Source organism: Atlantibacter subterraneus, from assembly GCF_007570865.1.
In the GTDB taxonomy this organism is placed as follows: domain Bacteria; phylum Pseudomonadota; class Gammaproteobacteria; order Enterobacterales; family Enterobacteriaceae; genus Atlantibacter; species Atlantibacter subterraneus.
The window spans coordinates 1-21,935 of record NZ_VLPS01000003.1; the positions used below are offsets into that span (position 1 = coordinate 1).

The window sequence follows — 21,935 nt, forward strand, 5'->3', positions numbered from 1 at the left end:
ACAATTCCACCGAACGGAACAATTCCACCGAACGGAACAATTCCCCCGAACGGAACCACACCACCGACCGGAACCCCGTAATTACTCCGGTAACTCCGTCACCCGCACCCGCTGAACCGGCGAGCGGCGCTTCGACCACGCGGGATGAAAATGCCGCCAGTGGGCGTCCTGCGCCGCCGCCAGCAGTTCATAATCCCCACGGGTATCCCCCCAGGCGCGCAGGTGGTATTCGCCCAGGTGCCCGTAAACGCTCTCCAGCCGTCTCACTTTTTGCTCGCAGCGGCAGTTGTGGCCGGTGATGCGCCCCGTCAGCGTGCCGTCGCTCACTTCCAGCTGGGTGCCGATAAGCTTGATCCCCAACCGATCGGCGAAGGGTTGCAGCACCATGGCAGGTGATGCGGAACAAATGGTGACTTCCGCGCCGGAATTCACTTCCGCCGCGACCGCCAGCAGGCCGCTGGGGCGCATCAGACGGGTCCAGTAGATATCGCAGAACGCCTGGGCCTTCTGGCGCAGCCAGCGTTCGTCAACGCCGGTCAGAAAGGTTTGGATCAGCACTTCCTTCAGCTCGTCCCGGGTGAGCTTTTTGCGCATGCAGCGCAGAGTCGGCAGGGCCAGACGCACCATACGCGCAGCGAACACGCGCTTGCCGAAGGCGAAGCGGAGAAAGGGAATAAAGCTGTCGTGGTGCGTCAGGGTACCGTCGAAATCAAAAACCGACAGAACCTTTGCAGCGTGTGGCGTGGTGCTCATTCCAGAAACTCCCATAACAAATTCATCTTTCCATTCTTTAAGGGGGATGATAGCAGAACCCCTGCCCGCTGGCAGCGCTGTTGGCCGCCCGTTGCCGCCTCGCCAGGCACGCGATGGCGTTATTTATTAGCCAATAGCCAGCAATAAAAATGCTATCCCTATGAAAATTAACGCGATAAATAGTTTCCACGCTGTTTTCATTAAAAATGCAATCTTTTCATGGCGTTATCATTTTCCTGGCGTAACTTCACGCTTTCACGCCGGACCTGTCTAAAGAAATGACCTGCCGGGTCGTTAAATGATGTATCTCTCCTTGCATAAGCTTATACATCATGTGGAAAACAACGCACTCTCGCTTCACCCTTATGCTTATCGGCTTTTTTGTGGTTTTACTGGGGGTGACGTTCCTGGTCATTCGCCAGTTTGTGGCACCACAGCTTATCGCGACGGAAAGCGAATTGATCCGCTATAAAGTGGACGATCAGAGCGACGCCATCACTGAACAGATGAACCGCGTCAGAGCGCAGCAGCGCACCATTACGGAAGTGGTCAGCAGCCTGCAAAGCGATCAAATCGACCAGCTGCTGCCGAATCTGGTGAACCAGTATCAGGATCTTAATGTGTTTGGCGGCGGGATTTGGCCGCTGCCGGGCAATCGTGCGCCAGACCGCGACCGCTTCAGCACCTTCTTCGCGCGCGACAGCGGCGGCAACCTACAGGTCAACACCGTCTGGAACCAGCCGGAGTCCGATAAATACTGGGAGCAGCCGTGGTACAAAGACGGCATGAACGCCCCGAAAGGCGAATGCGCCTGGGCTAAAGCCTATCAGGATGCCGCCAGCCCACAGCCGCGCACCAACTGTGCCATGGCAATCTGGCGCGATGGCAAAGTCTGGGGCGTCGCCACCATCGACGTAACGCTTGGCTTCTTCAACAATCTGGCGAAGCAGATGAGTGAAGCCAGCCAGGGACGCGTGCTGATTGTCGAGCAGGACGGCAAAGTGGTCGGCAATGGCTCTCCGGAGCAGGGTAAAGCGGACCTGCAATACCTGCGCGATCTGAAAATCCCGGCGGAAGCCACCGTGATGCAGCTCCTGAAACAGGCGGGTGCGGAACACGTCAGCGGCGTTTATGAGGGTGAAAACGGTGAGCAAACCCTGATGGTACAGTCCATCAGCGGCAGCCCGTGGTATCTGGTGGTGGATATTCCGTCCAGCCTGCTGTCACGCCAGTCCTCCAGCATCATTACCCAGATCTCCCTGGTGCAGATTGGCCTTGGCCTGCTGTTGATCCTGGCGCTGCTGGGCTTTGTGCGCACCATCTTCAGAAATCTGGATGCGCTGAATAAAAACATTCTGTCGCTGTCCAGCGGCGGCGCGGATTTAACCCAGCGTCTGCCACAAAGCAAGAGCCCGGAATTTAACGCGGTGATTACCAGCTTCAACAGCTTTATTGCCTACTTGCAGGATCTGATGGGTCAGGTGGGGCAGAGTGCGCTGGCGATCTCCTCAGCGTCGCGACAGATTGCCGGCGGCAACCTCGATCTCTCTTCGCGCACTGAACAGCAGTCTGCGTCGATTGTGGAAACGGCGGCGTCAATGGAACAGCTGACCAGCACGGTGCGCCAGAACGCCGACAACGCCGTGCAGGCCAACCAGTTGGCCGCTCAGGCCTCCGACGCGGCGCGGGAAGGGGCGACGGTAGCAAGCAAAGTGATCAGCACCATGGATAAGATCAACACCTCGTCCAGCAAAGTGGTGGATATCATCGGCGTGATCGATGGTATTGCCTTCCAGACCAATATTCTGGCGCTCAACGCGGCGGTGGAAGCCGCACGCGCTGGCGAGCAGGGCCGTGGCTTCGCGGTGGTGGCTGGCGAAGTGCGTAATCTGGCAAGCCGAAGCGCGCAGGCGGCTCAGGAGATCAAAAAGCTGATTGAAGAATCGGTCGGCAACATCGAGCAGGGCAGTGACCTGGTGCGCCAGGCCGGTACCACCATGGATGCGTTGATGGAGCGGGTAGACGGCGTGACCGTGCTGATCTCGGAAATCAGCTCCGCCAGCAGCGAGCAGAGCCGCGGCATCGACCAAATCAACCTGGCGATTAACCAGCTCGACAGCACCACCCAGCAGAATGCCGCGCTGGTGGAGCAAGTCTCTGCCGCCGCGCAGTCTATGGAAGAACAATCTAACCAGCTGGAGCTGGTGGTAGCGGGCTTCAAAATCTAACCCCAACGGCTGGGCGCATCGCGTGTCTATACTTGAGTGTGATGGATTAACACCAGGGAGACATACCACGATGACCCAGCCAACCCGTAAACCGGTTCTGTTTGTGCTCACCAGCTACAGCGACGTGGCGCACAACATTTCCGGTTTCTATTTTTCTGAACTCGTTCATCCCTTGCACGTGCTGGAACAGGCGGGCATACCCAGCGTTCTTGCCTCAATCCAGGGCGGTTTACCGCCGGTTTACGGCGTGGATTTGGACGATGACATCAATGCCCGCTACTGGAACGACGATGCATTCCAGCAACGGCTCAGCCACACCCTGAAGCTGTCGGAAGCCAACAGCGACGACTACAGCGCGGTGCTGTTTGTGGGCGGGCACGGCACGATGTGGGATTTCCCGGACTGCCCGGACGTGCAGCGCCTGATCCGCGATCTCTACGAAGCCGATAAGCCGGTTGCTGCGGTTTGTCACGGCCCGGCGGCGCTGGTGAACGCCACGCTCAGCGACGGGCGCTATCTGGTTGATGGCAAGCGGGTCGCGGCTTTTACCGATGCGGAAGAACACGCGGTTAAACTGGCAGAGGTCGTGCCGTTCTTACTGGAGACGACCCTGAAAAAACGTGGCGCGCTGCATCAGGCGGTAGGGGAATGGCAGCCGCTGACACTGGTCGACGGCAACCTGATCACCGGGCAGAACCCGCAGTCCGCTACCGGCGTCGGCGAAGCCCTGCGCGATAAACTTAACGGCTAACCGTTACGGCGTGCCGTTGTCGCCATGACGGCGGAACGCCGGACGTTGCCCAAGCCGCGCAAACCAGGCGTCTACCGCAGGGACGGCAGGGCGATCGATCGGCGTCATTTTCCAGCGGTTGACCGACAGGCCGAGTACGATATCCGCCAGGGTGAAGGTCTGGCCGGTCACCCACATCCCGCTGTGCTGAAGTTTGTTATCCAGAATGGTGATGCAGCGGTTCCAGTCGGCGATGCTGGCGTCGATTTCGCTTTGCAGGTTATAGACCGGGTTTTTGCGCACCAGCGCGTTAAAGGCATAGCGCCAGGCGCTGTTGAGCTCGGTGGCCTGCCAGTCCATCCACTTTTCCACCCGCGCCCGGCCGCGCGGGGTGCTGGACAGCAAATCATCACGGCCCGCTTTACCCACCAGATAGCGGCAAATGGTATTGGATTCCCACAGCACAAAGCCTTCGTCAATCAGCACCGGCACCAGCCCGTTAGGGTTGAGCGCCAGGAAGTCCGGCGTATCGGTTGGCGCAAAGCCGCTGCCGTAATCTTCCTGCTGATATTCCAGGCCGAGTTCTTCACAGGTCCAGAGCACTTTGCGCACGTTTATTGAGGTGCTTTTTCCAAGTATTTTTAGCATCTGCCGCCGCTCTCTTTTCAGGGGATAGAGAAAATATAGCAGTGCGTTGCTAATCCGTACCGTTTGCGGGTTAGCTCTGCATTGGCGTCTGACTGTCCATTTTTGCGCACTCATGGCAAAAAACGCCCCGCTTAACTCGACCCCAGTCACAACTCCCCCTTGTTGAAAAAATAAATACTGCCCGGAGGTTTTTTGTTCAACAACGGAGGGGCATTTTTCTATGGTTAACATCGTTTTTAATGCTTCCAGACTGCTGCTGATGCCGGTTTTACTGGTCAGCAGCGTCGGGATTACCCGGGCACAGGAAAATACGATCCCGGTAAAAGTCTTTATTGGTGCCATGTTTGAGATTGGCGCAAACAGTGGCGATAAAGCTGGCGAATTTCAGCACTGGTATGAACGATACTGGCGCAATGCGCAGCCGATAAAAGTGCGCGGCGCGTCAGGGCCGGTCTGGTGCAATCAGGACGGCGTTTGCGGTGCCGTGTTGGGGATGGGAAAAGTGCGTTCATCCTCTTCCTTACAGGCGATTTTACTCAGCGATCGGTTCGATTTTTCGAAGGCGTATTTCATGCTGACCGGCGTGGCTGGCGCGCCGCCTACCAAAGCGACCATTGGCTCGGTGATTTGGGCCGACTGGCTGGTGGATTATGATTTAGGTCACCGCTGGGCGGCGGAAGAAGGCCGTCCTGGCGCGCCGACGTTTATGCCGCGCAAAGGGTATGAAGATATTCGGGTCATCAAACTCAATCCTCAACTGGTGGATTGGGCGATGGTGCTAACCAAAGACACGCCCTTGCTGGACTCCGCCGCCGCCAAAAGCTACCGCGCGCGCTATCCGCAAGCTATCGCCCGGGGCGGGCCGTTTGTCGGTGTCGGGACGCATTTTACCGGCGATTGTTTCTTTCACGGGCCGGGCTTGTCCGCCCAGGCGCAGTATATGGCGAAGCTCTATAACGTTGATGATTACACCGTGACGGAAATGGAAGGCGTGGCGTTGGCTTATGTGATCCGGCAACTTTACGGCATTGACCGGGTGATGGCGCTGCGCACGGTGGTCAATTTCGATCAGGGTAGTCCGGGCGAAACGACGCTGGAGCATCTCGATCCTGCACCGGGTAAAACCGCGGGTGGCTTTGCGGAAAGCGTGGAAAATGAAGCCCGCGTCGGCGAGCGAGTCGTGGATTACATCGTCACGCACTGGAATGAGTGGAAGAACGGTATCCCGGCGCGTCAATCCTGATTGCTAAACCGCAATGTACGGGCATCGCTTATCGGTAAGCGTGCTCGTATTTCACATTTCTCCCCCATGACGTTCATCACTCAAGGCCTGATTACCCGCCCTTGTAACAACATTGCCCACATATATAACAATTAGCTATAACGCATATTTATTTATTCGTTCTAAGCATTAATTGGGATGGTTATATTTCTCTGAAAAGGGAGACAACCCCTCAAAAATTCTCGTTGCAGGACAAAGCCGAAACGGCTCTGGGGACACCAACACATCATGATTGTTTTGCGGAATATTTCGAAAATCTTCCACCACGGCAAGGATGCGCTGACCGCAGTGGATGACGTCAGCCTTGATATTGAGCGCGGGCAAATTTACGGCATCATCGGCTACAGCGGCGCGGGCAAAAGTACGCTGATTCGCCTGCTCAATGGCCTCGAAAAACCGACCTCCGGCAGCGTGACCATCGCCGGGCAGAATATCTCCGCGGCCAGCGGGGAAACCCTGCGCCGGGCGCGGCTGAAAATCAGCATGGTGTTCCAGCACTTCAATCTGCTGTGGTCGCGCACCGTCAGCGAGAATATTGCGTTCTCAATGCAGATCGCCGGTGTTCCGAAAGCGGAAATCAAAAAGCGCGTCGCGGAGCTGATCGACCTGGTCGGCCTGAACGGGCGTGAAAATGCGTATCCGTCAAAGCTCAGCGGCGGCCAGAAACAGCGCGTGGGTATCGCCCGGGCGCTGGCGAATAACCCGGACGTACTGTTGTGTGATGAAGCGACGTCGGCGCTCGATCCGCAAACCACCGATCAGATCCTCGATCTGCTGGCGGATATCAATCGCCGCTTTGGCCTGACCATCGTGCTGATCACCCATGAAATGCACGTGGTCCGCAAAATCTGCGATCGCGTGGCGGTGATGGAAAATGGCCGCGTGGTGGAAGAGGGCGAAGTGCTCAGCGTCTTTACCCATCCGCAGCAGGAAATTACCCGCCAGTTTGTGCGTCAGATTAGCCAGGAGAGCGACGCGTTCGATGAAACGCTGGTGAACAATCTGGACGGCGCAATTATCAAACTGACATTTGTCGGCCACAGCACCCATCAGCCGGTGGTGGGCGAACTGACCCTGCGCTACGGCCTGCCGTTTAACATTCTGCACGGCAAGATGAGCCAGACCGCCCATGGCGTTTTCGGCCAGCTGTGGCTGCACGTCACGGCGAATAATGAACAACTGGAAAGCATCCTCGCGGATTTGCGCCAGCACGAGATCCACTGCGAGGTCATTAAACATGGATGATTCACTGTTTCCCCACCTGAAATGGCCGCAGCTGCTGGCGGCGACTCAGGAAACCTTATACATGACCGCGCTGTCCGGCGTGGCGACCTTCGCCCTCGGCATCGTGCTCGGGCTGGCGCTGTTCCTGACTGCCAAAGGCGGACTGTTCCAGAATCGTGCGGTTTACAGCGTGATTTCTATCGTGGTGAACGTATTCCGCTCGATCCCGTTCATCATCCTGATTGTGCTGCTGATCCCGTTTACCAAAGCGATGGTCGGCACCATTCTCGGGGCCAACGCGGCGCTGCCCGCGCTGATTGTCGGCGCTGCGCCGTTCTATGCGCGGCTGGTGGAAATCGCCCTGCGTGAAGTGGACAAAGGCGTTATTGAAGCCACCCGCTCTATGGGGGCGCGCATGAGTACCCTGGTTTTCCGTGTTTTGCTGCCTGAATCATCGCCCGCGTTAGTGTCAGGCATCACCGTTACCCTGATTGCCCTGGTGAGCTACAGCGCCATGGCCGGTGTGATTGGTGCTGGCGGGTTAGGAAATCTTGCTTATCTGGAAGGATTCCAGCGTAACCATAATGACGTCACCCTGGTGGCGACGGTGACCATCCTGATCATCGTTTTCATCATTCAGTTTATTGGTGATGCCATTACCTCTTATTTAGATAAACGTTAAAAACAATAGAGAACACACATCATGAAAAAAGTACTGACACTGATAGCAGCGGCCACCCTGAGTTTCTCCGCCTGGGCCGACACCCTGACCGTAGGCGCGTCCAACGTGCCGCACGCGGAAATTCTCGAGCAGGCGAAACCGATTCTGGCGAAGCAGGGCATCGACCTGGAAATCCGTCCGTTCCAGGATTACATCCTGCCGAACACCGCGCTGGCCAGCCGTGACATCGACGCTAACTACTTCCAGCACATCCCGTATCTGAACAGCGTGCTGAAAGACCATGCCGGCGACAAAACCTATGATTTCGTCAGCGCCGGTGCGATCCATATCGAGCCGATCGGTATTTACTCCAAAAAATACAAGTCTCTGAAAGATCTGCCGGAAAATGGCCGCGTGATCATGCGTGACGCGGTGGCAGAAGAGGGCCGTATCCTGTCTATCTTTGAAAAAGAAGGCGTGATCAAGCTGAAGCCGGGCGTGGATAAAGTCGCCGCGCGCATCAGCGACGTGGTGGAAAACCCGAAAAAACTGCAGTTCCTGCCGAACGTAGAAGGGTCTCTGCTGCCGCAGATGTATAACAACGACGAAGGCGACGCGGTAGTGATTAACGCCAACTACGCCATCGACGCGGGCCTGGACCCGGTGAAAGATCCGATCGCGGTTGAGAGCGGCGAAAACAACCCGTATGCCAACATCATCACCGTGCATAAAGGCGACGAGAAGAAGAAAGATATCGTTGCGCTGGTTGACGTGCTGCACTCTAAAGAGATTCAGGACTGGATCCGCACTAAATACAAAGGCGCGGTTATCCCGGTTAACAACTAAGATAGCCCCGTTAAACCACGCCCGTCAGCCTGTGCTGACGGGCGTTTTACTTAGACTTAATGCGCCGGAGAGAGTTGCTGACCGGCGGCCAGGATATGCAGCGCCGCGCCCTGTTCCAGCGGGCGTGAAAAATAATAGCCCTGCATAAAATGCACGCCGCACTGTTTCAGGATCGCCGCCTGTTTTTCGGTCTCGACGCCTTCGGCAATCACGTCAAAATCCAGACTTTCAGAAATATCTTTTACCGCCTGGACAATGGTGCGGCCTTTATTTTCAATATTATTAATAAACGAGCGATCTATTTTAATAAAGTCGATATTCATATTGTGGATGACCGACAGGCTGGAATAGCCGGTGCCGAAATCATCCACCGAGAATTTCACGCCGCGTTTCTGTAACTGGCTGACTTTGTGATAAATCGTGTGCTGCTCAGAGTGAATAATCGATTCGGTCACTTCGAGATGCAGTAAATGCGGGGGAATAGCATAGCGGTCGATAAGATTATTGACGTTATCGACAAATTCTTTATCGTAGAACTGAATAATCGAAATATTTACGCACATCGAAATACCCGATTTCAGCTTCAGCATCTCGGAGAGGATCCGGCAGGCCTCTTCCATAATCCAGTTGCCGATCTGCACAATACGCCCGCTCTGCTCCATGAGCGGAATAAATTCCGCCGGTGAGATATCCCGTCCCTGGAAATGCCAGCGCAGCAGCGCTTCGAAACTCACGATCTCGCCGTTGCCGTCGACGATGGGTTGATATACCGCGCGAAACTCGTTGCGATCCAGCGCGTAGCGCAGCGCCTCGTTGAGGGTGATTTTGCGCCGCAGACTTTCTTCAAGCTCATGATTATAAAAGGCAACCCGCTCCGGATATTTGCCTTTTTGCGAATACATGGCGATATCCGCCAGCTGAATAAGCCGGGTGATGGAGGTGTCGTGTTCCGGACACACCGCGATGCCAATGGTTGCCCCCAGGGTAATGGTTTGGTCATCCAGCAGGATGGGGCGTGACAGGCTGGTGACCATATTTTCTGCCAGTTGCCAGGTGAGATGCCGGTCGGTTTCGGTGGTCAGATAGATAAATTCATCCCCGCCCCAGCGGCAGATTAAATTCCCCTGGCGATAAAAGTCATTCAGCCGGGCGCTGAGAGAAATCAGTACCATATCGCCAATATCATGGCCGAGAGTATCGTTGATATTTTTAAAGCCGTCTAAATCGATAAAGAAGATGGAAAAGCCTTTTTCCCGGTTGTTTTTATAACGATTAGAAATTTCTTCGGCGGCGGATAAAAATGAAACCCGGTTATATAACCCGGTAAGCGCATCGATATGAGATATTTCGTAAACTTCCTGGGTGCGCCGTTTGATGGTTTTTTCCATCCGCTCTAACAGCGTTTGATTCCGGTAGCGTAATAAGATGGCTTCTTTAATATAGCGGGCGGCTTTCATGGAGGAAATAATCATCGTCAGGGTAAAACAGACGCCCAGAAAACCTAAATTTACCCGATATTGTTCCGGCTGGAAGATTAATAGCACCGACATCGGCAACAGAATAATAATGTTATATAGCGAGGATAGCATCAGGTTGCCGGATAATACGCTGGTGGCACCGCCTGCCATAGCAGAAAGGATAACAATGGCAGCGGTAAATTCTTCCGTCGAAAAGGTGTGATAAAAACAGAGGATATAGGCGCTCCAGAGGGTCGCCGTCACCAGGCAACCGGATGAAAAACGCACAATCCATGAAATATCGCCTTTGCGCACGGGATCGGCGTTTACCCATAATTGGGTATCGATGATGCGAATAATGAGGACCACCATCATCAGCCCCCACCAGGTCAATTTGGTGAACAAATTGCCTGAATTAAGAAACGAAAACGCCAGGGTAGAGGAGGTAATAAAGGTGATTAAGATGCCGGGTAACGCGTTGTTGTATAACAGTTTTACCCCTTCCGACAGGTAAAGCTTTGTATGTTCTTGATTTTTAGGCATTATTATTCACACCGCTGTCATACCGTGATGGCTAATACATTAATATGGCTTATGTAAAAGGAGTCGTAAAACTATTATCGGCCAGGATGGCGAAAATGTTAATAATTTTGCGTATGCGCAATCGGAAGAATGGCGGCAGGATAATATATCGTTGAGTAATAAAATTATCCGGCAAATTTTAATCAGAAAGTTAAGCATTGCCGGTTAATTGTACGATAACGGGCTGGCTGTTATTTGATGTTCAGATGCTTGTAGTAATAGGTGGTGGAGCAAGATGCCCCATCCGGCATCAGCGCATAATGGGGGATCTCTCCCACCCGCTGCCAGCCTGCCTGCTGATAGAACGTTTCCGCGCCGCTTCCCGTGGCGGTATCCAGCACCAGCACCGATCTGTTTTCCCTGGCCGCCTGGCTTTCCAGCTCGGCCATAAGCAGTTGGGCAATACCCTGACGCCGTGCGCCTGGACTCACCAACAGCTTCGCGACGTCCGCGCGGTGCGGCTGGTTTTCCGGCTGATCGAGGATAAGCTGCACCGTACCGGTAATCTGCTGTTGCTCATTCAGGGCCACTAGCACAATCCGCTCTCCGCGCGCGGCGCTGTCCGCTACCCGGCTCCAGAACGCCTGCGCTTTAGCCTGGGTCATCGGCAGCATAAAACTCACCGATGCGCCGTCATTGACGCAGTCGAGCAGTAACTGGCTTAAGGCATCCCGCTGCGCCTCAATTTGCGGCGCGCTAAGGGGGGTGATGGTGGTCATTTTATTGAAGCCTGATTGCAGAGGATGATTTACCTTGTCAGGAAGCCGCTGCGCTGACAAGCGGCAGGGTAAGAGGTTTTTCTTATGATGACGCGGCCAGTTCCGCGCCAAATCCGCGCTGGCACCAGGCGGTAAGAAATTCCACGCACACCCGCAGCTTAACGCTCTGGTATAACGGTTCCTGATAAACCGCCCAGATATTGGCGCTCTGGGCGTAATCCGGCAGCACCTGCACCAGCTCGCCGCGCGCCAGGAACGGCTGCACATCCCACTGGGAGCGCAGCATAATACCCCGGCCCTCCAGCGCCCAGCCCAGCACAATTTCACCGCTATTGGAGGAAAGATGGCCGGATATTTTCACCGAGCGTTTTTCCTGTCCGTTTTCTAATTCCCAGATGCCCGGCGTCATATCCCGTTCTTTGGTGACCAGACAATCATGCTCGCTTAATTCCGCTAAATTACGCGGTGCCGGGTATTGTGCTAAATAGCGTGGTGCTGCGCACAGTATTCTTTTATTATTGACCAGCAGCCGGGCAATATAGTTTTCCGGTATCTGGTTGTTAATGCGAATATCCAGATCGATATTATCGCGGCTTAAATCAATTTGCCGATCGAACAGTTCAAAATGGATTTGTAGCTCTGGATAAAGCTGCATTAATTCAGCAATAGCGCTGGCAATATGGGTCCTGCCGAAACCAAAACTACACCCAATGCGAATCATTCCTGCCGGGCGTTGTTTAATTAACGTGACATCATCCACTAATTGTTGCAGTTGATTGAGAATGGTTAACGCCTGTTCGTAACATAAGGTGCCGCTTTCCGTCAGCGCAATGCCTCTGGCGGAGCGTTGAAGCAGGGTAGTGGAGAGGGTGGCCTCAAGGATCTGGATGCGCTTGGTAACGAAGGCGGGCGTCTGGCCCAGGCTTTCCGCCGCCGCGCTGAAGCTGCCGGTGCGGACAATCTCTACCAGGACTTGCAGATCTTTCGCCAGCGGGTAGTTATTTAACGCCATAATCAATCCCCGAAAACATGTTATTTCTATCATGCCGCGTTAAGGTTATTCCGACAACGTATTTTATTTCCTGCTGTAGGTGCGAGCCGTTTTATTAATGTATCCGGGCTGTTAAATAAATGCTGCCAGAAGCAATATGTCACCACCTTCACGATCTGTTAATTGATCATTCACGGCTGTCAGAAATATAAAGCCACATTTTCTGTGGTAGTTTGATTTTAATTATCAGTATCAGCAGTTCGGTTTAATAAAACTGGAGCAGTGTCGATGAACATAAATAATAAGCAGGATGAACTCGGCAAATTAACGCAGATTATCGCCGATTTTACCGCCATGATTTCTACCCGTATGCCCGACGATGTGGTCGATAAATTAAAAGCCCTGCGCGATGCGGAAACCTCGCCGATGGCCAACATTATTTATCACACCATGTTCGACAATATGCAGCGCGCGATTGAGCTTAATCGCCCGGCCTGCCAGGACACCGGGGAAATCATGTTTTTCGTCAAAGTGGGTACTCGCTTTCCGTGGCTTGCCCAGTTGCAGTCGGTACTCAAACAGGCCGTGGAGGACGCCACCGTCAAAGCACCGCTGCGCCATAACGCAGTCGAAATCTTTGATGAAGTGAATACCGGTAAAAACACCGGCAGCGGCGTGCCGTGGGTGACCTGGGATCTGATCCCCGACGGTGACGAAGCGGAGATCGAAGTCTATATGGCGGGCGGCGGCTGTACGCTGCCGGGGCGCTCCAAAGTGCTGATGCCGTCGGAAGGTTATGAAGGCGTGGTGAAGTTTGTTTTCGAGAACATCTCAACCCTGGCGGTAAACGCCTGCCCGCCGGTGTTGGTGGGCGTGGGTATCGCCACCTCGGTAGAAACGGCGGCGGTACTGTCCCGTAAAGCGATCCTGCGGCCAATCGGCACCCGTCATCCCAACCCGAAAGCGGCGGAACTGGAGCTGCGTCTGGAAGAGGGCTTAAACAAACTCGGCATCGGACCGCAGGGCTTAACCGGCAACAGCTCGGTGATGGGCGTGCATATCGAAAGCGCCGCCCGCCATCCTTCCACCATCGGCGTGGCGGTTTCCACCGGCTGTTGGGCGCACCGCCGCGGCACCCTACGGGTCAAAGCCGACCTCTCGTTTGAAAACATCTCTCACACCCGGAGCGCATTATGAAAAAGATCCTGACCACCCCGATCAGCGAAGCCGATCTGGCGGATATCCGCGTGGGCGATGTGATTTATCTGACCGGCACCCTGGTCACCTGCCGCGACGTTTGCCATCGGCGGCTCATTGAGCTGAAGCGCCCAATCCCGTTCGATCTCGCCGGAAAAGCGATTTTTCACGCCGGGCCGATTGTGCGCAAAAACGGCGACGGCTGGGAGATGGTCTCCGTCGGGCCGACTACGAGCATGCGTATGGAGAGCTTTGAGCAGGAATTTATTAAGCAAACCGGCGTGAAGCTGATTGTCGGTAAAGGCGGCATGGGGCCGAATACCGAAGCGGGCTGTAAAAAGTATAAGGCGCTGCATGTGATCTACCCGGCGGGTTGCGCGGTGCTGGCCGCCACCCAGGTGGAGGAGATTGAAGAGGTGCACTGGATGGAGCTGGGCATGCCGGAGTCGCTGTGGGTGTGCCGGGTGAAAGAGTTCGGGCCGCTGATTGTGTCTATCGATACTCACGGCAATAACCTGATCGCCGAAAACAAAAAACAGTTCGCCGAGCGCTGCGAGCCGCTGATCGCGGATATTTGCGAGCACGTGCATTACATCAAATAACCGCACGGCGCGGATCCCCTGAGAGGCGTTTCGCCTCTCTTTCACAGGACGTTATCATGGCTATATTGCGCAATTACTGGCGCTATCTGGCGCCGCTCGCTGTTATTGTCATTCTTGCCCTTATTCCCGCGCCGGCGGGCCTGGAACCGCACAGTTGGCTCTATTTCGCCGTGTTTATGGGCGTGATTGTTGGCCTGATCCTCGAACCGGTGCCGGGGGCGGTGGTGGCGATGCTCGGCATTTCGATTATCGCGATTTTATCGCCCTGGCTGCTGTTCAGCCCGGCGCAGCTGGCGGAACCGGGGTTTAAATTCACCGCCAAAGCGCTTAACTGGGCGGTCTCCGGGTTTTCTAATTCGGTGATCTGGCTGATTTTCGCCGCCTTTATGTTCGGCACCGGCTATGAGAAAACCGGCCTCGGGCGGCGCATCGCCCTGATGCTGGTACAGAAAATGGGCCACAAAACCCTGTTTCTGGGCTACGCGGTGATGTTTTCGGAACTGCTGCTTGCGCCGGTGACGCCTTCGAACTCGGCGCGCGGCGCGGGCATTATTTATCCCATTATCCGCAACCTGCCGCCGCTGTATCACTCGCAGCCCGGCAGCGCCAGCGCGCGCAGCGTCGGGTCGTACATCATGTGGATGGGGATTATGGCGAACTGCGTCACCAGCGCGATCTTCCTGACCGCGATGGCACCTAACCTGCTGCTGATCGGCCTGATGAAAAGCGCCAGCGGTGCGGCGCTGAGCTGGGGGCAGTGGTTTACCGGTATGCTGCCGCTGAGCATTGTGCTGGTGCTGCTGACGCCGTGGCTGGCTTACGTGCTGTATCCACCGACCATCAAATCCGGCGACCAGGTGCCAAAGTGGGCCGCAGAAGAGCTGCGCGCCATGGGGCCGCTGTGCTGTCGCGAAAAACGGATGCTGGGCTTTATGGTCTGTGCGCTGCTGCTATGGATTTTCGCCGGGGATTATATTGACGCCGCGATGGTAGGTTATGGCGTGGTGGCCCTGATGCTGGTCACTAAAATTATCAGCTGGGATGACATCATCACTAACAAAGCGGCGTGGAGCGTATTTTTCTGGCTGGCGTCGCTGATTGCCCTGGCGACCGGGCTGAACAATACCGGCTTTATCGCCTGGTTTGGCCAACTGCTGGCGAAGGGGATGAGTGGGTACTCACCTGGGCTGGTGATGGTGGTGTTGATCGCCGTGTTTTACGGGCTGCGTTACTTCTTCGCCAGCGCTACCGCCTATACCTCGGCGCTGGCACCGATGATGATTGCCGCCGCCGTGGCGATGCCCGCCATCCCACTGCCGGTATTCTGTCTGATGATCGGTGCCGCTATCGGCCTCGGCAGTATTTTGACGCCGTATGCCACCGGGCCAAGCCCGATTTACTACGGTAGCGGGTACTTACCCACGTCAGACTACTGGCGCTACGGGGCGATCTTCGGCGGGCTGTTTTTAGTGCTGCTGATTGCCACCGGGCTGCTGTGGATGCCCATCATTCTGTAAAGCGCATGCTGTTATGTGCGGTAAACCCGGCTCGCAAAAGCGCCGGGTTTGCCGCTTGTACATTTGGTTACGTGCCGATACCAATCACTCACGGAAGGCTATCCCTCACATCACTATAGTGAACTCAACGGCCCACAGGGGCTGAATCACACACTACTTGAGGGTTAAAAAATGAAAAAAGTATTAGCGCTGGTTGTTGCTGCCACTATGGGCCTGTCTGCTGCGGCATTCGCTGCTGATACCACCGCAGCTCCGGCTACCGCCACTGCCGCGCCGGCGAAAGCGCACACCACCCAAACTACCCATAAGAAAAAACACGCGAAAGTAGAGCAGAAAGCCCAGGCGGCGAAAAAGCACCACAAAAAAGCCGCCGCAAAACCAGCCTCTGAACCGGCTGCACAGAAAGCCCAGGCGGCTAAAAAACACCACAAAAAAGCCACCCACAAAGCGGCGGCAAAACCGGCTGCTCAGCCAGCGGCATAATTAAATACCCGGTGAACCGGGTATGATGAAGAACCCTGATTCCCGCCGGAATCGGGGTTTTTATTTTTCTGGCGGCAGATGCGCGGTGGGGATGGCAGTAAAAAGGGAGCCGCAGCTCCCTTGTGAAGAGTTACAGGATCTTTTTCTCAGCCAGGTCGAGGGCGAAGTAGCTGAAGATCAGATCCGCGCCCGCGCGTTTAATCGCGCCCAGGCTTTCGAGGATCACTTTTTCTTCGTCAATCGCGCCCGCCTGGGCGGCGAATTTGATCATCGCGTATTCGCCGCTCACCTGGTATGCACCCAACGGCAGGGTGGTGCGCTCGCGGATATCGCGCAACACGTCCAGATAGGCTCCAGCCGGTTTCACCATCAGCGCGTCCGCGCCTTCCGCTTCGTCAATCAGCGATTCACGGATCGCTTCGCGGCGGTTCAGCGGGTTCATCTGATAGGTTTTACGGTCGCCCTTCAGCGCGGTGCCCGCAGCTTCGCGGAACGGGCCGTAGAACGACGAGGCAAATTTAGTGGAGTAAGAAAAGATGGCGGTATCGGTGAAGCCCGCAGCGTCCAGCGCCTGGCGGATGGCTTTCACCTGTCCGTCCATCGCGGCGGAGGGGGCGATAAAATCTGCGCCCGCAGCAGCGGCGACCACCGCCTGTTTGCCGAGGTTCGCCAGGGTCGCGTCGTTATCCACGCCGTGATCGCACAGTACGCCGCAGTGGCCGTGGGAAGTGTACTCGCAGAAACAAGTGTCGGACATGACGATCATTTCCGGCACCGCGTCTTTGCAGATGCGCGACATCCTCGCCACCAGGCCATTTTCATTCCAGGCATCGCTGCCGGTAGCGTCGGTGTGGTGGGAAATACCAAACGTCATCACCGAGCGGATCCCGGCTCTGGCAAAGCGCTCGATCTCGCGGGCCAGGTATTTTTCCGGAATGCGCATTACGCCCGGCATGGCAGTAATGGCTTTGTAATCATCGATCTCTTCTTCAACAAAGATGGGCAACACCAGATCGTTTAAGGTCAGGGTTGTCTCTTCGAACATAGCGCGCAGCGCGGGCGATTGACGCAGACGGCGCGGGCGAGAAATCAGGGAGAAATCAGACATGGTAGCTATCTTATGTGAGTCAAAGAGGCCGCCATTTTACCCGAAGTGACGAAATTTTGTTTCACGAATCTCGGCGTAATGGGAGCAATGCAATTGCATTGGCAATGCGTTTGCATTACATTAGGTCTGTACACCGTTAAACGGGAGGGATAAATGAATAACGTAGTCATGGCAGGCGTAACGCTGCGAGCTTCCTCGAAATTAACTGCCCGTAGCCAGACAACCATTCCGGCTTCTGTTAGAGATGCTATGAATTTAAAACCTGGCGAAGAGATTGAATATGCCGTCCTGGCTGACGGGCAGGTGCTGATGACGCGAAAGCAAACGGATGCCGAAGACGATCCGGTTATGGAAGGTTTTCTGAGCTTCCTTGCTAACGATATTCAGCACAATCCGTCGCAGATCCACGCGCTGGATACAGCATTCTGGGATGACGTAGAGGCATTAACAGAAGGTGTGGATGTCGATCTCGATGCGCCGCTTGCTGATGAGAAATGATAATGAATGGAATGCGGGCAGTGGGCCCATGGAAAGTGTATCAACACCCCTGTTTTGTTGCCCAGGTTAAGGCGCTTCGGGACGAGGTAACCGCGCTCAAACATCACTATCCAGACGACTACCGAAACAAAGCGGCAACCAGGCTGCTAGCGGCTATCAACAAAGCCCGCAAAGATATCTCTGCTGACCCAACCCAGGCAAAATTTCGCCTGGGTGACACGTTGGGCGCGGGTTACAGGCACTGGTTTCGGGCAAAGTTTCTCGGCCAGTATCGCTTATTTTTTCGCTATAGCCTGAGAGAACGCATCATTATTCTCGCATGGGTCAATGATTCGCAAACGAAGCGCGCATATGGCAATAAGCGAGATGCGTATAAGGTTTTCGGTGAAATGCTGGCTTCAGGGTATCCACCGGATGACTGGGAAGCCTTACTCAAAGAGACGATGAAGCGAGTCAGCCTGAGTCTGTGCGAACCCCAACCCTGAAATATACCAAACCCGGCATAACGCCGGGTTTGTTGTTTTCAGACGCCAGGTTTACTCATCGCTTACCGGAACCTGCGCAGACGCGGTAACGACCACCGGCTTATTGCCGGTCAGTTCGGTGACCAGGTTATTTACCCCATCGCTCATATTCACAAAGCGAGTGAGCGGTGAACGGGTCACCACCACGAAAACGCCAATGTTGCTTTGCGGCACCATCGCCATATAGGTGATGAACCCGCCGCCGCCGCCGGTTTTCTGAATGATCCCCGGACGGCCATTCTTCGGCTGCATATATACCCAGCCCAGGCCCAGCGCGTCGGCGCGGCCCGGTACGTCCATGCCGATCACTTTGGTGAACTGGCTGCGCTGGTAGATCAGCGTCTGCATCCGGTCCGCCTGGCTGGTACGGGTATGGAAATCGGACGCCAGGAACTGCTGCATCCAGCGCATCATATCGTCAGGCGTAGAGTAGATCCCGCCGCTGCCAATGGCCGCCAGAGTGTTGTTGCACGGGCTGGCGCCTTTTTCCGCCACCATTAAGCGACGGCACTGATCGGGGGATGGCGTAAAGGTGGTGTCCTTCATGCCGAGAGGACGGGCGATGTACTCGTCAAACAGCTGCGGATACGGCTTGCCCGCCGCGCGGGACAGGGCGTCCGCCAGCAGATCGAAAGCGATATTGGAGTAAGCGACAACGGTGCCGGGCGCGGCTTTTAAATTCGCGGTAGCAAGCCAGTTCCAGCGCTGCTCACGGGTCGGCCAGACAAATACCGGGCGATGCGCCGCGCCGCCCGGCTGTTCCCGGGGCAGGGCGCTGGTATGGGTCGCCAGGTTCACCAGAGTAATGGGTTTGCCCTGATAGGTCGGTACCCGCGCGCCGGGAGGGGCAAATTTACTTAGCGGATCGTCGAGTTTCACCGTTCCCTGATCGAGCAGTTTCACCAGCATTTCGCTGGTCATCAGCTTGGTGAGCGAGGCCACGCGCACCACGGAATCGAGCTGCGGGCGTACATTATTGCCCGGGCGGGTTTCGCCGAAGCTGCGGAACACCCGCTGGTTGCCGTCAATCACCACCAACGCCATGCCCGTCGCACCGCTGCCATAAAAAATATGCTCAGCGTAACGGTCAGTGATTTCGGAAGCGAAGACCGGATCGGGGGAGGTTTGCGCCTGGCTCGCGGCAGGCAGCAGCACGGCACTCAGTGCGGCGAAAGTAAGCAGACAACGTTTCAACGAAGCAATCCATTCAGTCAGTGGCAGAAAAAGCTATTTATACTACGGTTGCCGCTCCGGCAATGGGCGGATTAACGAAGTGTAGCGAGAAAAAACGTAACCACGGGTTACAGTGGCCCATTTTTTGCCGCGGCTCACAGTGCAAGCTGTTAAAAAGCCGGGAGTACGCTACGTTTTTAACGTCGCCCCCTCAACACCGCGTCAACGGAACAGTTTGTTACTGAATGCAGCCGGAACTAACCAGGCCGCGCTGTGTCTGATTGTCGCTGCCCCTGAGGCAAATTTTGGGTTGTGATTCAACCCTGAACTGGATGTAAAAACGTTACGCGCAGCAATCGCGATAACAACAAGAATGAGCAGGAGTGAAGTGATGTTTAAATCGTTCTTTCCCAGGCCGACCGCCTTTTTTTTGTCGGCGTTTATTTGGGCGATGATCGCCGTGATTTTCTGGCAGGCCGGCGGCGCAGAGTGGGCCGCAAGGCTGGTAGGCGCAAGTAAAGAGGTGCCGATTAGCGCCGCGCGCTTCTGGTCGCTTAGCTATCTCACTTTTTACGTCTATTACGCTCTTTGCGTGGGGCTGTTTGCGCTGTTCTGGTTTATTCGCAGCCCGCATCGCTGGCAGTACTGGTCGATTCTCGGCTCCGCGCTGATTATTTTCGTCACCTGGTTTCTGGTGGAAGTGGGCGTGGCGGTTAACGCCTGGTACGCGCCGTTCTACGATTTGATTCAGACCGCACTCAGCTCGCCGCATAAAGTTTCTATCAATCAGTTTTACCGCGAAGTGGGCGTATTTTTGGGTATCGCGCTGATAGCGGTGGTGGTGAGCGTACTGAACAACTTTTTCATCAGCCACTATGTGTTCCGCTGGCGTACCGCGATGAACGAATACTATATGACGCACTGGCAGCGCCTGCGCCATATCGAAGGTGCCGCCCAGCGTGTACAGGAAGATACCATGCGTTTTGCGTCCACGCTGGAAAGCATGGGCGTCAGCTTTATTAACGCCATCATGACGCTGATCGCCTTTCTGCCGGTGCTGGTGGCGCTCTCCCCGCACGTGAAAGAGTTGCCGATTATCGGTTATGTGCCTTATGGCCTGGTAATCGCCGCGATTATCTGGTCGCTGATGGGCACCGGTTTGCTGGCGGTGGTGGGGATCAAACTGCCAGGGCTGGAATTTAAAAATCAGCGTGTGGAAGCCGCCTACCGTAAGGAGCTGGTTTACGGCGAAGATGACGCCAATCGTGCCACTCCACCGACGGTGCGTGAACTGTTCGGCGCGGTGCGTCGCAACTACTTCCGCCTCTACTTCCACTACATGTATTTCAACATCGCGCGCATTTTGTATTTGCAGGTGGATAACGTATTCGGCTTGTTCCTGCTGTTTCCGTCGATTGTGGCGGGTACTATTACCCTCGGCCTGATGACCCAAATCACCAACGTGTTCGGCCAGGTGCGCGGAGCGTTCCAGTATCTGATTAGCTCCTGGACCACGCTGGTGGAACTGATGTCGATCTATAAGCGTCTGCGCAGTTTCGAGCGCGAGCTGGATACGCCACAGCAGGAGATGGCCGAAGCGAATTAACCCACACACGGAGCGCGAATGCGACTGCAAAACGGAAAACGCGTCAGCCTGCTGGCACTGCTGGTGCTGGCGGGATGCGCCAGCAAACCCACGCCGGAGAAACCCTCCGGCCCCACGGTAGACGTGGCGCAAACGGTGAAGCGTAAAATGCCCGCCAGCGTGAAAGATCGCGACGGCTGGGCGAAGGAAATCGCCACGGCATTCGACAGCCAGAAAATCGCCCCGACGGAAGAGAACGTCTGTTCGGTGCTGGCGGTGGCCGAGCAGGAGGCCAATTACCAGGCCGATCCGGTCGTGCCGGGGTTAAGTAAAATCGCCTGGAAAGAGATTGAGCGGCGCGCCGACCGGGTTCACGTGCCGATGTTTTTGGTACGCACCGCGCTGATGATCACATCGCCCAACGGCAAGAGCTACAGCGAACGACTGGACAAGGTAACCACCGAAAAACAGCTTAGCGCCATTTTCGACGACTTTATCGGCATGGTTCCCATGGGCCAGACGCTGTTCGGCAATTTAAACCCGGTGCATACCGGCGGCCCAATGCAGGTCAGCATTGCGTTTGCCGAGGCCCATACCCGCGGCTACCCGTGGAAAATGGACGGCACGGTGCGCCAGGAAGTATTCAGCCGCCGTGGCGGATTGTGGTTCGGGATTTACCATCTGCTGAACTACCCGGCGAATTACACCCAGCCGCTGTACCGCTACGCCGACTTTAACGCCGGGTGGTACGCCAGCCGCAACGCCGCGTTCCAGTACGCCGTCAGCAAGGCCAGCGGCGTGAAGCTGGCGCTGGACGGCGATCTGATCCGCTACGACAGCGACGAGCCCGGCAATACCGAGCTGGCGGTGCGTAAGCTGAAAACCGGGCTGAGCGACAGCGAGATCCATCGCGCCCTGAAGAAGGGCGACGCGTTAGATTTCGAAGAAACCGCGCTGTACAACAAAGTGTTTGAACTGGCGGAGAAGAAGACCGGTAAGCCGCTGGCGCGTGAAATGCTGCCGGGGATCCAGCTTGAGAGCCCGAAAATCACCCGCAATCTCACCACGGCGTGGTTTGCGAAGCGGGTTGACGATCGTCGGGCTCGCTGTATGAACAAATCGTAAGA

21 protein-coding genes are annotated in these 21,935 nt (G+C 55.6%); 14 read left to right on the forward strand and 7 right to left on the reverse strand.

The window, feature by feature from the left end:
- Positions 1 to 81 precede the first annotated feature (81 nt).
- Positions 82 to 753, reverse strand: coding sequence for an HAD family hydrolase (locus FND52_RS05820; RefSeq protein WP_144130024.1), 672 nt, complete (start codon positions 751 to 753; stop codon positions 82 to 84).
- Between the two features lie 332 nt (positions 754 to 1,085).
- On the opposite strand from FND52_RS05820, the gene FND52_RS05825 reads away from it, so the two are divergent.
- Positions 1,086 to 2,981: a methyl-accepting chemotaxis protein gene (locus tag FND52_RS05825; protein ID WP_144130026.1), complete on the forward strand. Its 1,896-nt coding sequence runs from the start codon at positions 1,086 to 1,088 to the stop codon at positions 2,979 to 2,981.
- 70 nt (positions 2,982 to 3,051) lie between these two features.
- Positions 3,052 to 3,732, forward strand: a complete 681-nt coding sequence (locus FND52_RS05830; RefSeq protein WP_144130028.1) for a type 1 glutamine amidotransferase domain-containing protein — start codon at positions 3,052 to 3,054, stop codon at positions 3,730 to 3,732.
- 3 nt (positions 3,733 to 3,735) lie between these two features.
- Here FND52_RS05830 and FND52_RS05835 read toward each other — a convergent pair whose 3' ends face one another.
- Positions 3,736 to 4,359, reverse strand: coding sequence for a glutathione S-transferase family protein (locus FND52_RS05835; protein WP_144130030.1), 624 nt, complete (start codon positions 4,357 to 4,359; stop codon positions 3,736 to 3,738).
- A gap of 220 nt (positions 4,360 to 4,579) precedes the next feature.
- Here FND52_RS05835 and FND52_RS05840 point away from each other — a divergent pair, with 220 nt between their 5' ends.
- The 4 genes from FND52_RS05840 to FND52_RS05855 all read left to right on the forward strand — a co-directional run bounded on the left by FND52_RS05840 (position 4,580) and on the right by FND52_RS05855 (position 8,372).
- Positions 4,580 to 5,602, forward strand: a complete 1,023-nt coding sequence (locus FND52_RS05840; RefSeq protein WP_208737488.1) for a purine-nucleoside phosphorylase — start codon at positions 4,580 to 4,582, stop codon at positions 5,600 to 5,602.
- A gap of 267 nt (positions 5,603 to 5,869) precedes the next feature.
- Positions 5,870 to 6,886 carry a methionine ABC transporter ATP-binding protein gene (locus FND52_RS05845; RefSeq protein ID WP_125295565.1) on the forward strand — a complete coding sequence of 339 codons (1,017 nt, stop codon included), beginning with the start codon at positions 5,870 to 5,872 and terminating at the stop codon, positions 6,884 to 6,886.
- Positions 6,879 to 7,547 carry a methionine ABC transporter permease gene (locus FND52_RS05850; RefSeq protein ID WP_125295564.1) on the forward strand — a complete coding sequence of 223 codons (669 nt, stop codon included), beginning with the start codon at positions 6,879 to 6,881 and terminating at the stop codon, positions 7,545 to 7,547. The genes FND52_RS05845 and FND52_RS05850 overlap by 8 nt, the downstream gene beginning before the upstream one ends.
- Positions 7,548 to 7,568: 21 nt before the next feature.
- A complete protein-coding gene (locus FND52_RS05855) occupies positions 7,569 to 8,372 on the forward strand; it encodes a MetQ/NlpA family ABC transporter substrate-binding protein (RefSeq protein ID WP_144130032.1) in 804 nt (267 codons plus the stop codon).
- A gap of 56 nt (positions 8,373 to 8,428) precedes the next feature.
- On the opposite strand, the gene FND52_RS05860 is transcribed toward FND52_RS05855, so the two are convergent.
- The 3 genes from FND52_RS05860 to ttdR form a co-directional block, all read right to left on the reverse strand.
- Positions 8,429 to 10,372 (reverse strand): putative bifunctional diguanylate cyclase/phosphodiesterase, encoded by a 1,944-nt coding sequence (locus tag FND52_RS05860; protein ID WP_125295562.1) that lies wholly within the window; start codon positions 10,370 to 10,372, stop codon positions 8,429 to 8,431.
- 230 nt (positions 10,373 to 10,602) lie between these two features.
- Entirely contained in the window at positions 10,603 to 11,130 is a 528-nt protein-coding gene (locus tag FND52_RS05865; protein WP_144130034.1) for a GNAT family N-acetyltransferase, read from the reverse strand.
- A gap of 82 nt (positions 11,131 to 11,212) precedes the next feature.
- A complete protein-coding gene (ttdR, locus tag FND52_RS05870) occupies positions 11,213 to 12,142 on the reverse strand; it encodes an L-tartrate utilization transcriptional activator TtdR (protein ID WP_125295560.1) in 930 nt (309 codons plus the stop codon).
- Between the two features lie 267 nt (positions 12,143 to 12,409).
- Between ttdR and ttdA the strand changes: the two genes are divergently transcribed.
- The 4 genes from ttdA to asr all read left to right on the forward strand — a co-directional run bounded on the left by ttdA (position 12,410) and on the right by asr (position 15,920).
- Entirely contained in the window at positions 12,410 to 13,318 is a 909-nt protein-coding gene (gene ttdA, locus FND52_RS05875; protein ID WP_125295559.1) for a L(+)-tartrate dehydratase subunit alpha, read from the forward strand.
- Positions 13,315 to 13,920: a L(+)-tartrate dehydratase subunit beta gene (gene ttdB, locus FND52_RS05880; protein WP_125295558.1), complete on the forward strand. Its 606-nt coding sequence runs from the start codon at positions 13,315 to 13,317 to the stop codon at positions 13,918 to 13,920. Before ttdA ends, ttdB begins: the two co-directional genes overlap by 4 nt.
- 56 nt (positions 13,921 to 13,976) lie before the next feature.
- Complete coding sequence (locus FND52_RS05885) at positions 13,977 to 15,437, forward strand: anion permease (protein ID WP_144130036.1); 1,461 nt, start codon at positions 13,977 to 13,979, stop codon at positions 15,435 to 15,437.
- 171 nt (positions 15,438 to 15,608) lie between these two features.
- On the forward strand, positions 15,609 to 15,920 hold the full coding sequence (asr, locus tag FND52_RS05890; RefSeq protein WP_125295556.1) for an acid resistance repetitive basic protein Asr: 312 nt from the start codon (positions 15,609 to 15,611) through the stop codon (positions 15,918 to 15,920).
- A 130-nt stretch (positions 15,921 to 16,050) separates the two neighbouring features.
- Here the strand turns inward: asr and hemB are convergent, their stop codons facing one another.
- Positions 16,051 to 17,028 (reverse strand): porphobilinogen synthase, encoded by a 978-nt coding sequence (gene hemB / locus FND52_RS05895; protein ID WP_144130038.1) that lies wholly within the window; start codon positions 17,026 to 17,028, stop codon positions 16,051 to 16,053.
- Positions 17,029 to 17,181: 153 nt separating this feature from the next.
- On the opposite strand from hemB, the gene FND52_RS05900 reads away from it, so the two are divergent.
- Positions 17,182 to 17,526 (forward strand): type II toxin-antitoxin system PrlF family antitoxin, encoded by a 345-nt coding sequence (locus tag FND52_RS05900; protein ID WP_125295554.1) that lies wholly within the window; start codon positions 17,182 to 17,184, stop codon positions 17,524 to 17,526.
- A gap of 2 nt (positions 17,527 to 17,528) precedes the next feature.
- Entirely contained in the window at positions 17,529 to 18,011 is a 483-nt protein-coding gene (locus FND52_RS05905) for a type II toxin-antitoxin system YhaV family toxin (protein ID WP_144130040.1), read from the forward strand.
- 51 nt (positions 18,012 to 18,062) lie between these two features.
- Here FND52_RS05905 and ampH read toward each other — a convergent pair whose 3' ends face one another.
- Positions 18,063 to 19,244 (reverse strand): D-alanyl-D-alanine-carboxypeptidase/endopeptidase AmpH, encoded by a 1,182-nt coding sequence (gene ampH, locus FND52_RS05910; RefSeq protein ID WP_125295552.1) that lies wholly within the window; start codon positions 19,242 to 19,244, stop codon positions 18,063 to 18,065.
- Positions 19,245 to 19,614: 370 nt separating this feature from the next.
- Here ampH and sbmA point away from each other — a divergent pair, with 370 nt between their 5' ends.
- Complete coding sequence (gene sbmA, locus FND52_RS05915; protein WP_125295551.1) at positions 19,615 to 20,829, forward strand: peptide antibiotic transporter SbmA; 1,215 nt, start codon at positions 19,615 to 19,617, stop codon at positions 20,827 to 20,829.
- A gap of 18 nt (positions 20,830 to 20,847) precedes the next feature.
- Positions 20,848 to 21,933: a DUF1615 domain-containing protein gene (locus FND52_RS05920; RefSeq protein WP_144130042.1), complete on the forward strand. Its 1,086-nt coding sequence runs from the start codon at positions 20,848 to 20,850 to the stop codon at positions 21,931 to 21,933.
- The last annotated feature ends 2 nt before the right edge of the window (positions 21,934 to 21,935 follow it).

Excerpts from the sequence above, each read along its gene's own strand:
- FND52_RS05820 (WP_144130024.1), bottom strand. The coding sequence starts at position 753 with ATGAGCACCACGCCACACGCTGCAAAGGTTCTGTCGGTTTTTGATTTC.
- FND52_RS05825 (WP_144130026.1), top strand. The coding sequence starts at position 1,086 with ATGTGGAAAACAACGCACTCTCGCTTCACCCTTATGCTTATCGGCTTT.
- FND52_RS05830 (WP_144130028.1), top strand. The coding sequence starts at position 3,052 with ATGACCCAGCCAACCCGTAAACCGGTTCTGTTTGTGCTCACCAGCTAC.
- FND52_RS05835 (WP_144130030.1), bottom strand. The coding sequence starts at position 4,359 with ATGCTAAAAATACTTGGAAAAAGCACCTCAATAAACGTGCGCAAAGTG.
- FND52_RS05840 (WP_208737488.1), top strand. The coding sequence starts at position 4,580 with ATGGTTAACATCGTTTTTAATGCTTCCAGACTGCTGCTGATGCCGGTT.
- FND52_RS05845 (WP_125295565.1), top strand. The coding sequence starts at position 5,870 with ATGATTGTTTTGCGGAATATTTCGAAAATCTTCCACCACGGCAAGGAT.
- FND52_RS05850 (WP_125295564.1), top strand. The coding sequence starts at position 6,879 with ATGGATGATTCACTGTTTCCCCACCTGAAATGGCCGCAGCTGCTGGCG.
- FND52_RS05855 (WP_144130032.1), top strand. The coding sequence starts at position 7,569 with ATGAAAAAAGTACTGACACTGATAGCAGCGGCCACCCTGAGTTTCTCC.
- FND52_RS05860 (WP_125295562.1), bottom strand. The coding sequence starts at position 10,372 with ATGCCTAAAAATCAAGAACATACAAAGCTTTACCTGTCGGAAGGGGTA.
- FND52_RS05865 (WP_144130034.1), bottom strand. The coding sequence starts at position 11,130 with ATGACCACCATCACCCCCCTTAGCGCGCCGCAAATTGAGGCGCAGCGG.
- ttdR (WP_125295560.1), bottom strand. The coding sequence starts at position 12,142 with ATGGCGTTAAATAACTACCCGCTGGCGAAAGATCTGCAAGTCCTGGTA.
- ttdA (WP_125295559.1), top strand. The coding sequence starts at position 12,410 with ATGAACATAAATAATAAGCAGGATGAACTCGGCAAATTAACGCAGATT.
- ttdB (WP_125295558.1), top strand. The coding sequence starts at position 13,315 with ATGAAAAAGATCCTGACCACCCCGATCAGCGAAGCCGATCTGGCGGAT.
- FND52_RS05885 (WP_144130036.1), top strand. The coding sequence starts at position 13,977 with ATGGCTATATTGCGCAATTACTGGCGCTATCTGGCGCCGCTCGCTGTT.
- asr (WP_125295556.1), top strand. The coding sequence starts at position 15,609 with ATGAAAAAAGTATTAGCGCTGGTTGTTGCTGCCACTATGGGCCTGTCT.
- hemB (WP_144130038.1), bottom strand. The coding sequence starts at position 17,028 with ATGTCTGATTTCTCCCTGATTTCTCGCCCGCGCCGTCTGCGTCAATCG.
- FND52_RS05900 (WP_125295554.1), top strand. The coding sequence starts at position 17,182 with ATGAATAACGTAGTCATGGCAGGCGTAACGCTGCGAGCTTCCTCGAAA.
- FND52_RS05905 (WP_144130040.1), top strand. The coding sequence starts at position 17,529 with ATGAATGGAATGCGGGCAGTGGGCCCATGGAAAGTGTATCAACACCCC.
- sbmA (WP_125295551.1), top strand. The coding sequence starts at position 19,615 with ATGTTTAAATCGTTCTTTCCCAGGCCGACCGCCTTTTTTTTGTCGGCG.
- FND52_RS05920 (WP_144130042.1), top strand. The coding sequence starts at position 20,848 with ATGCGACTGCAAAACGGAAAACGCGTCAGCCTGCTGGCACTGCTGGTG.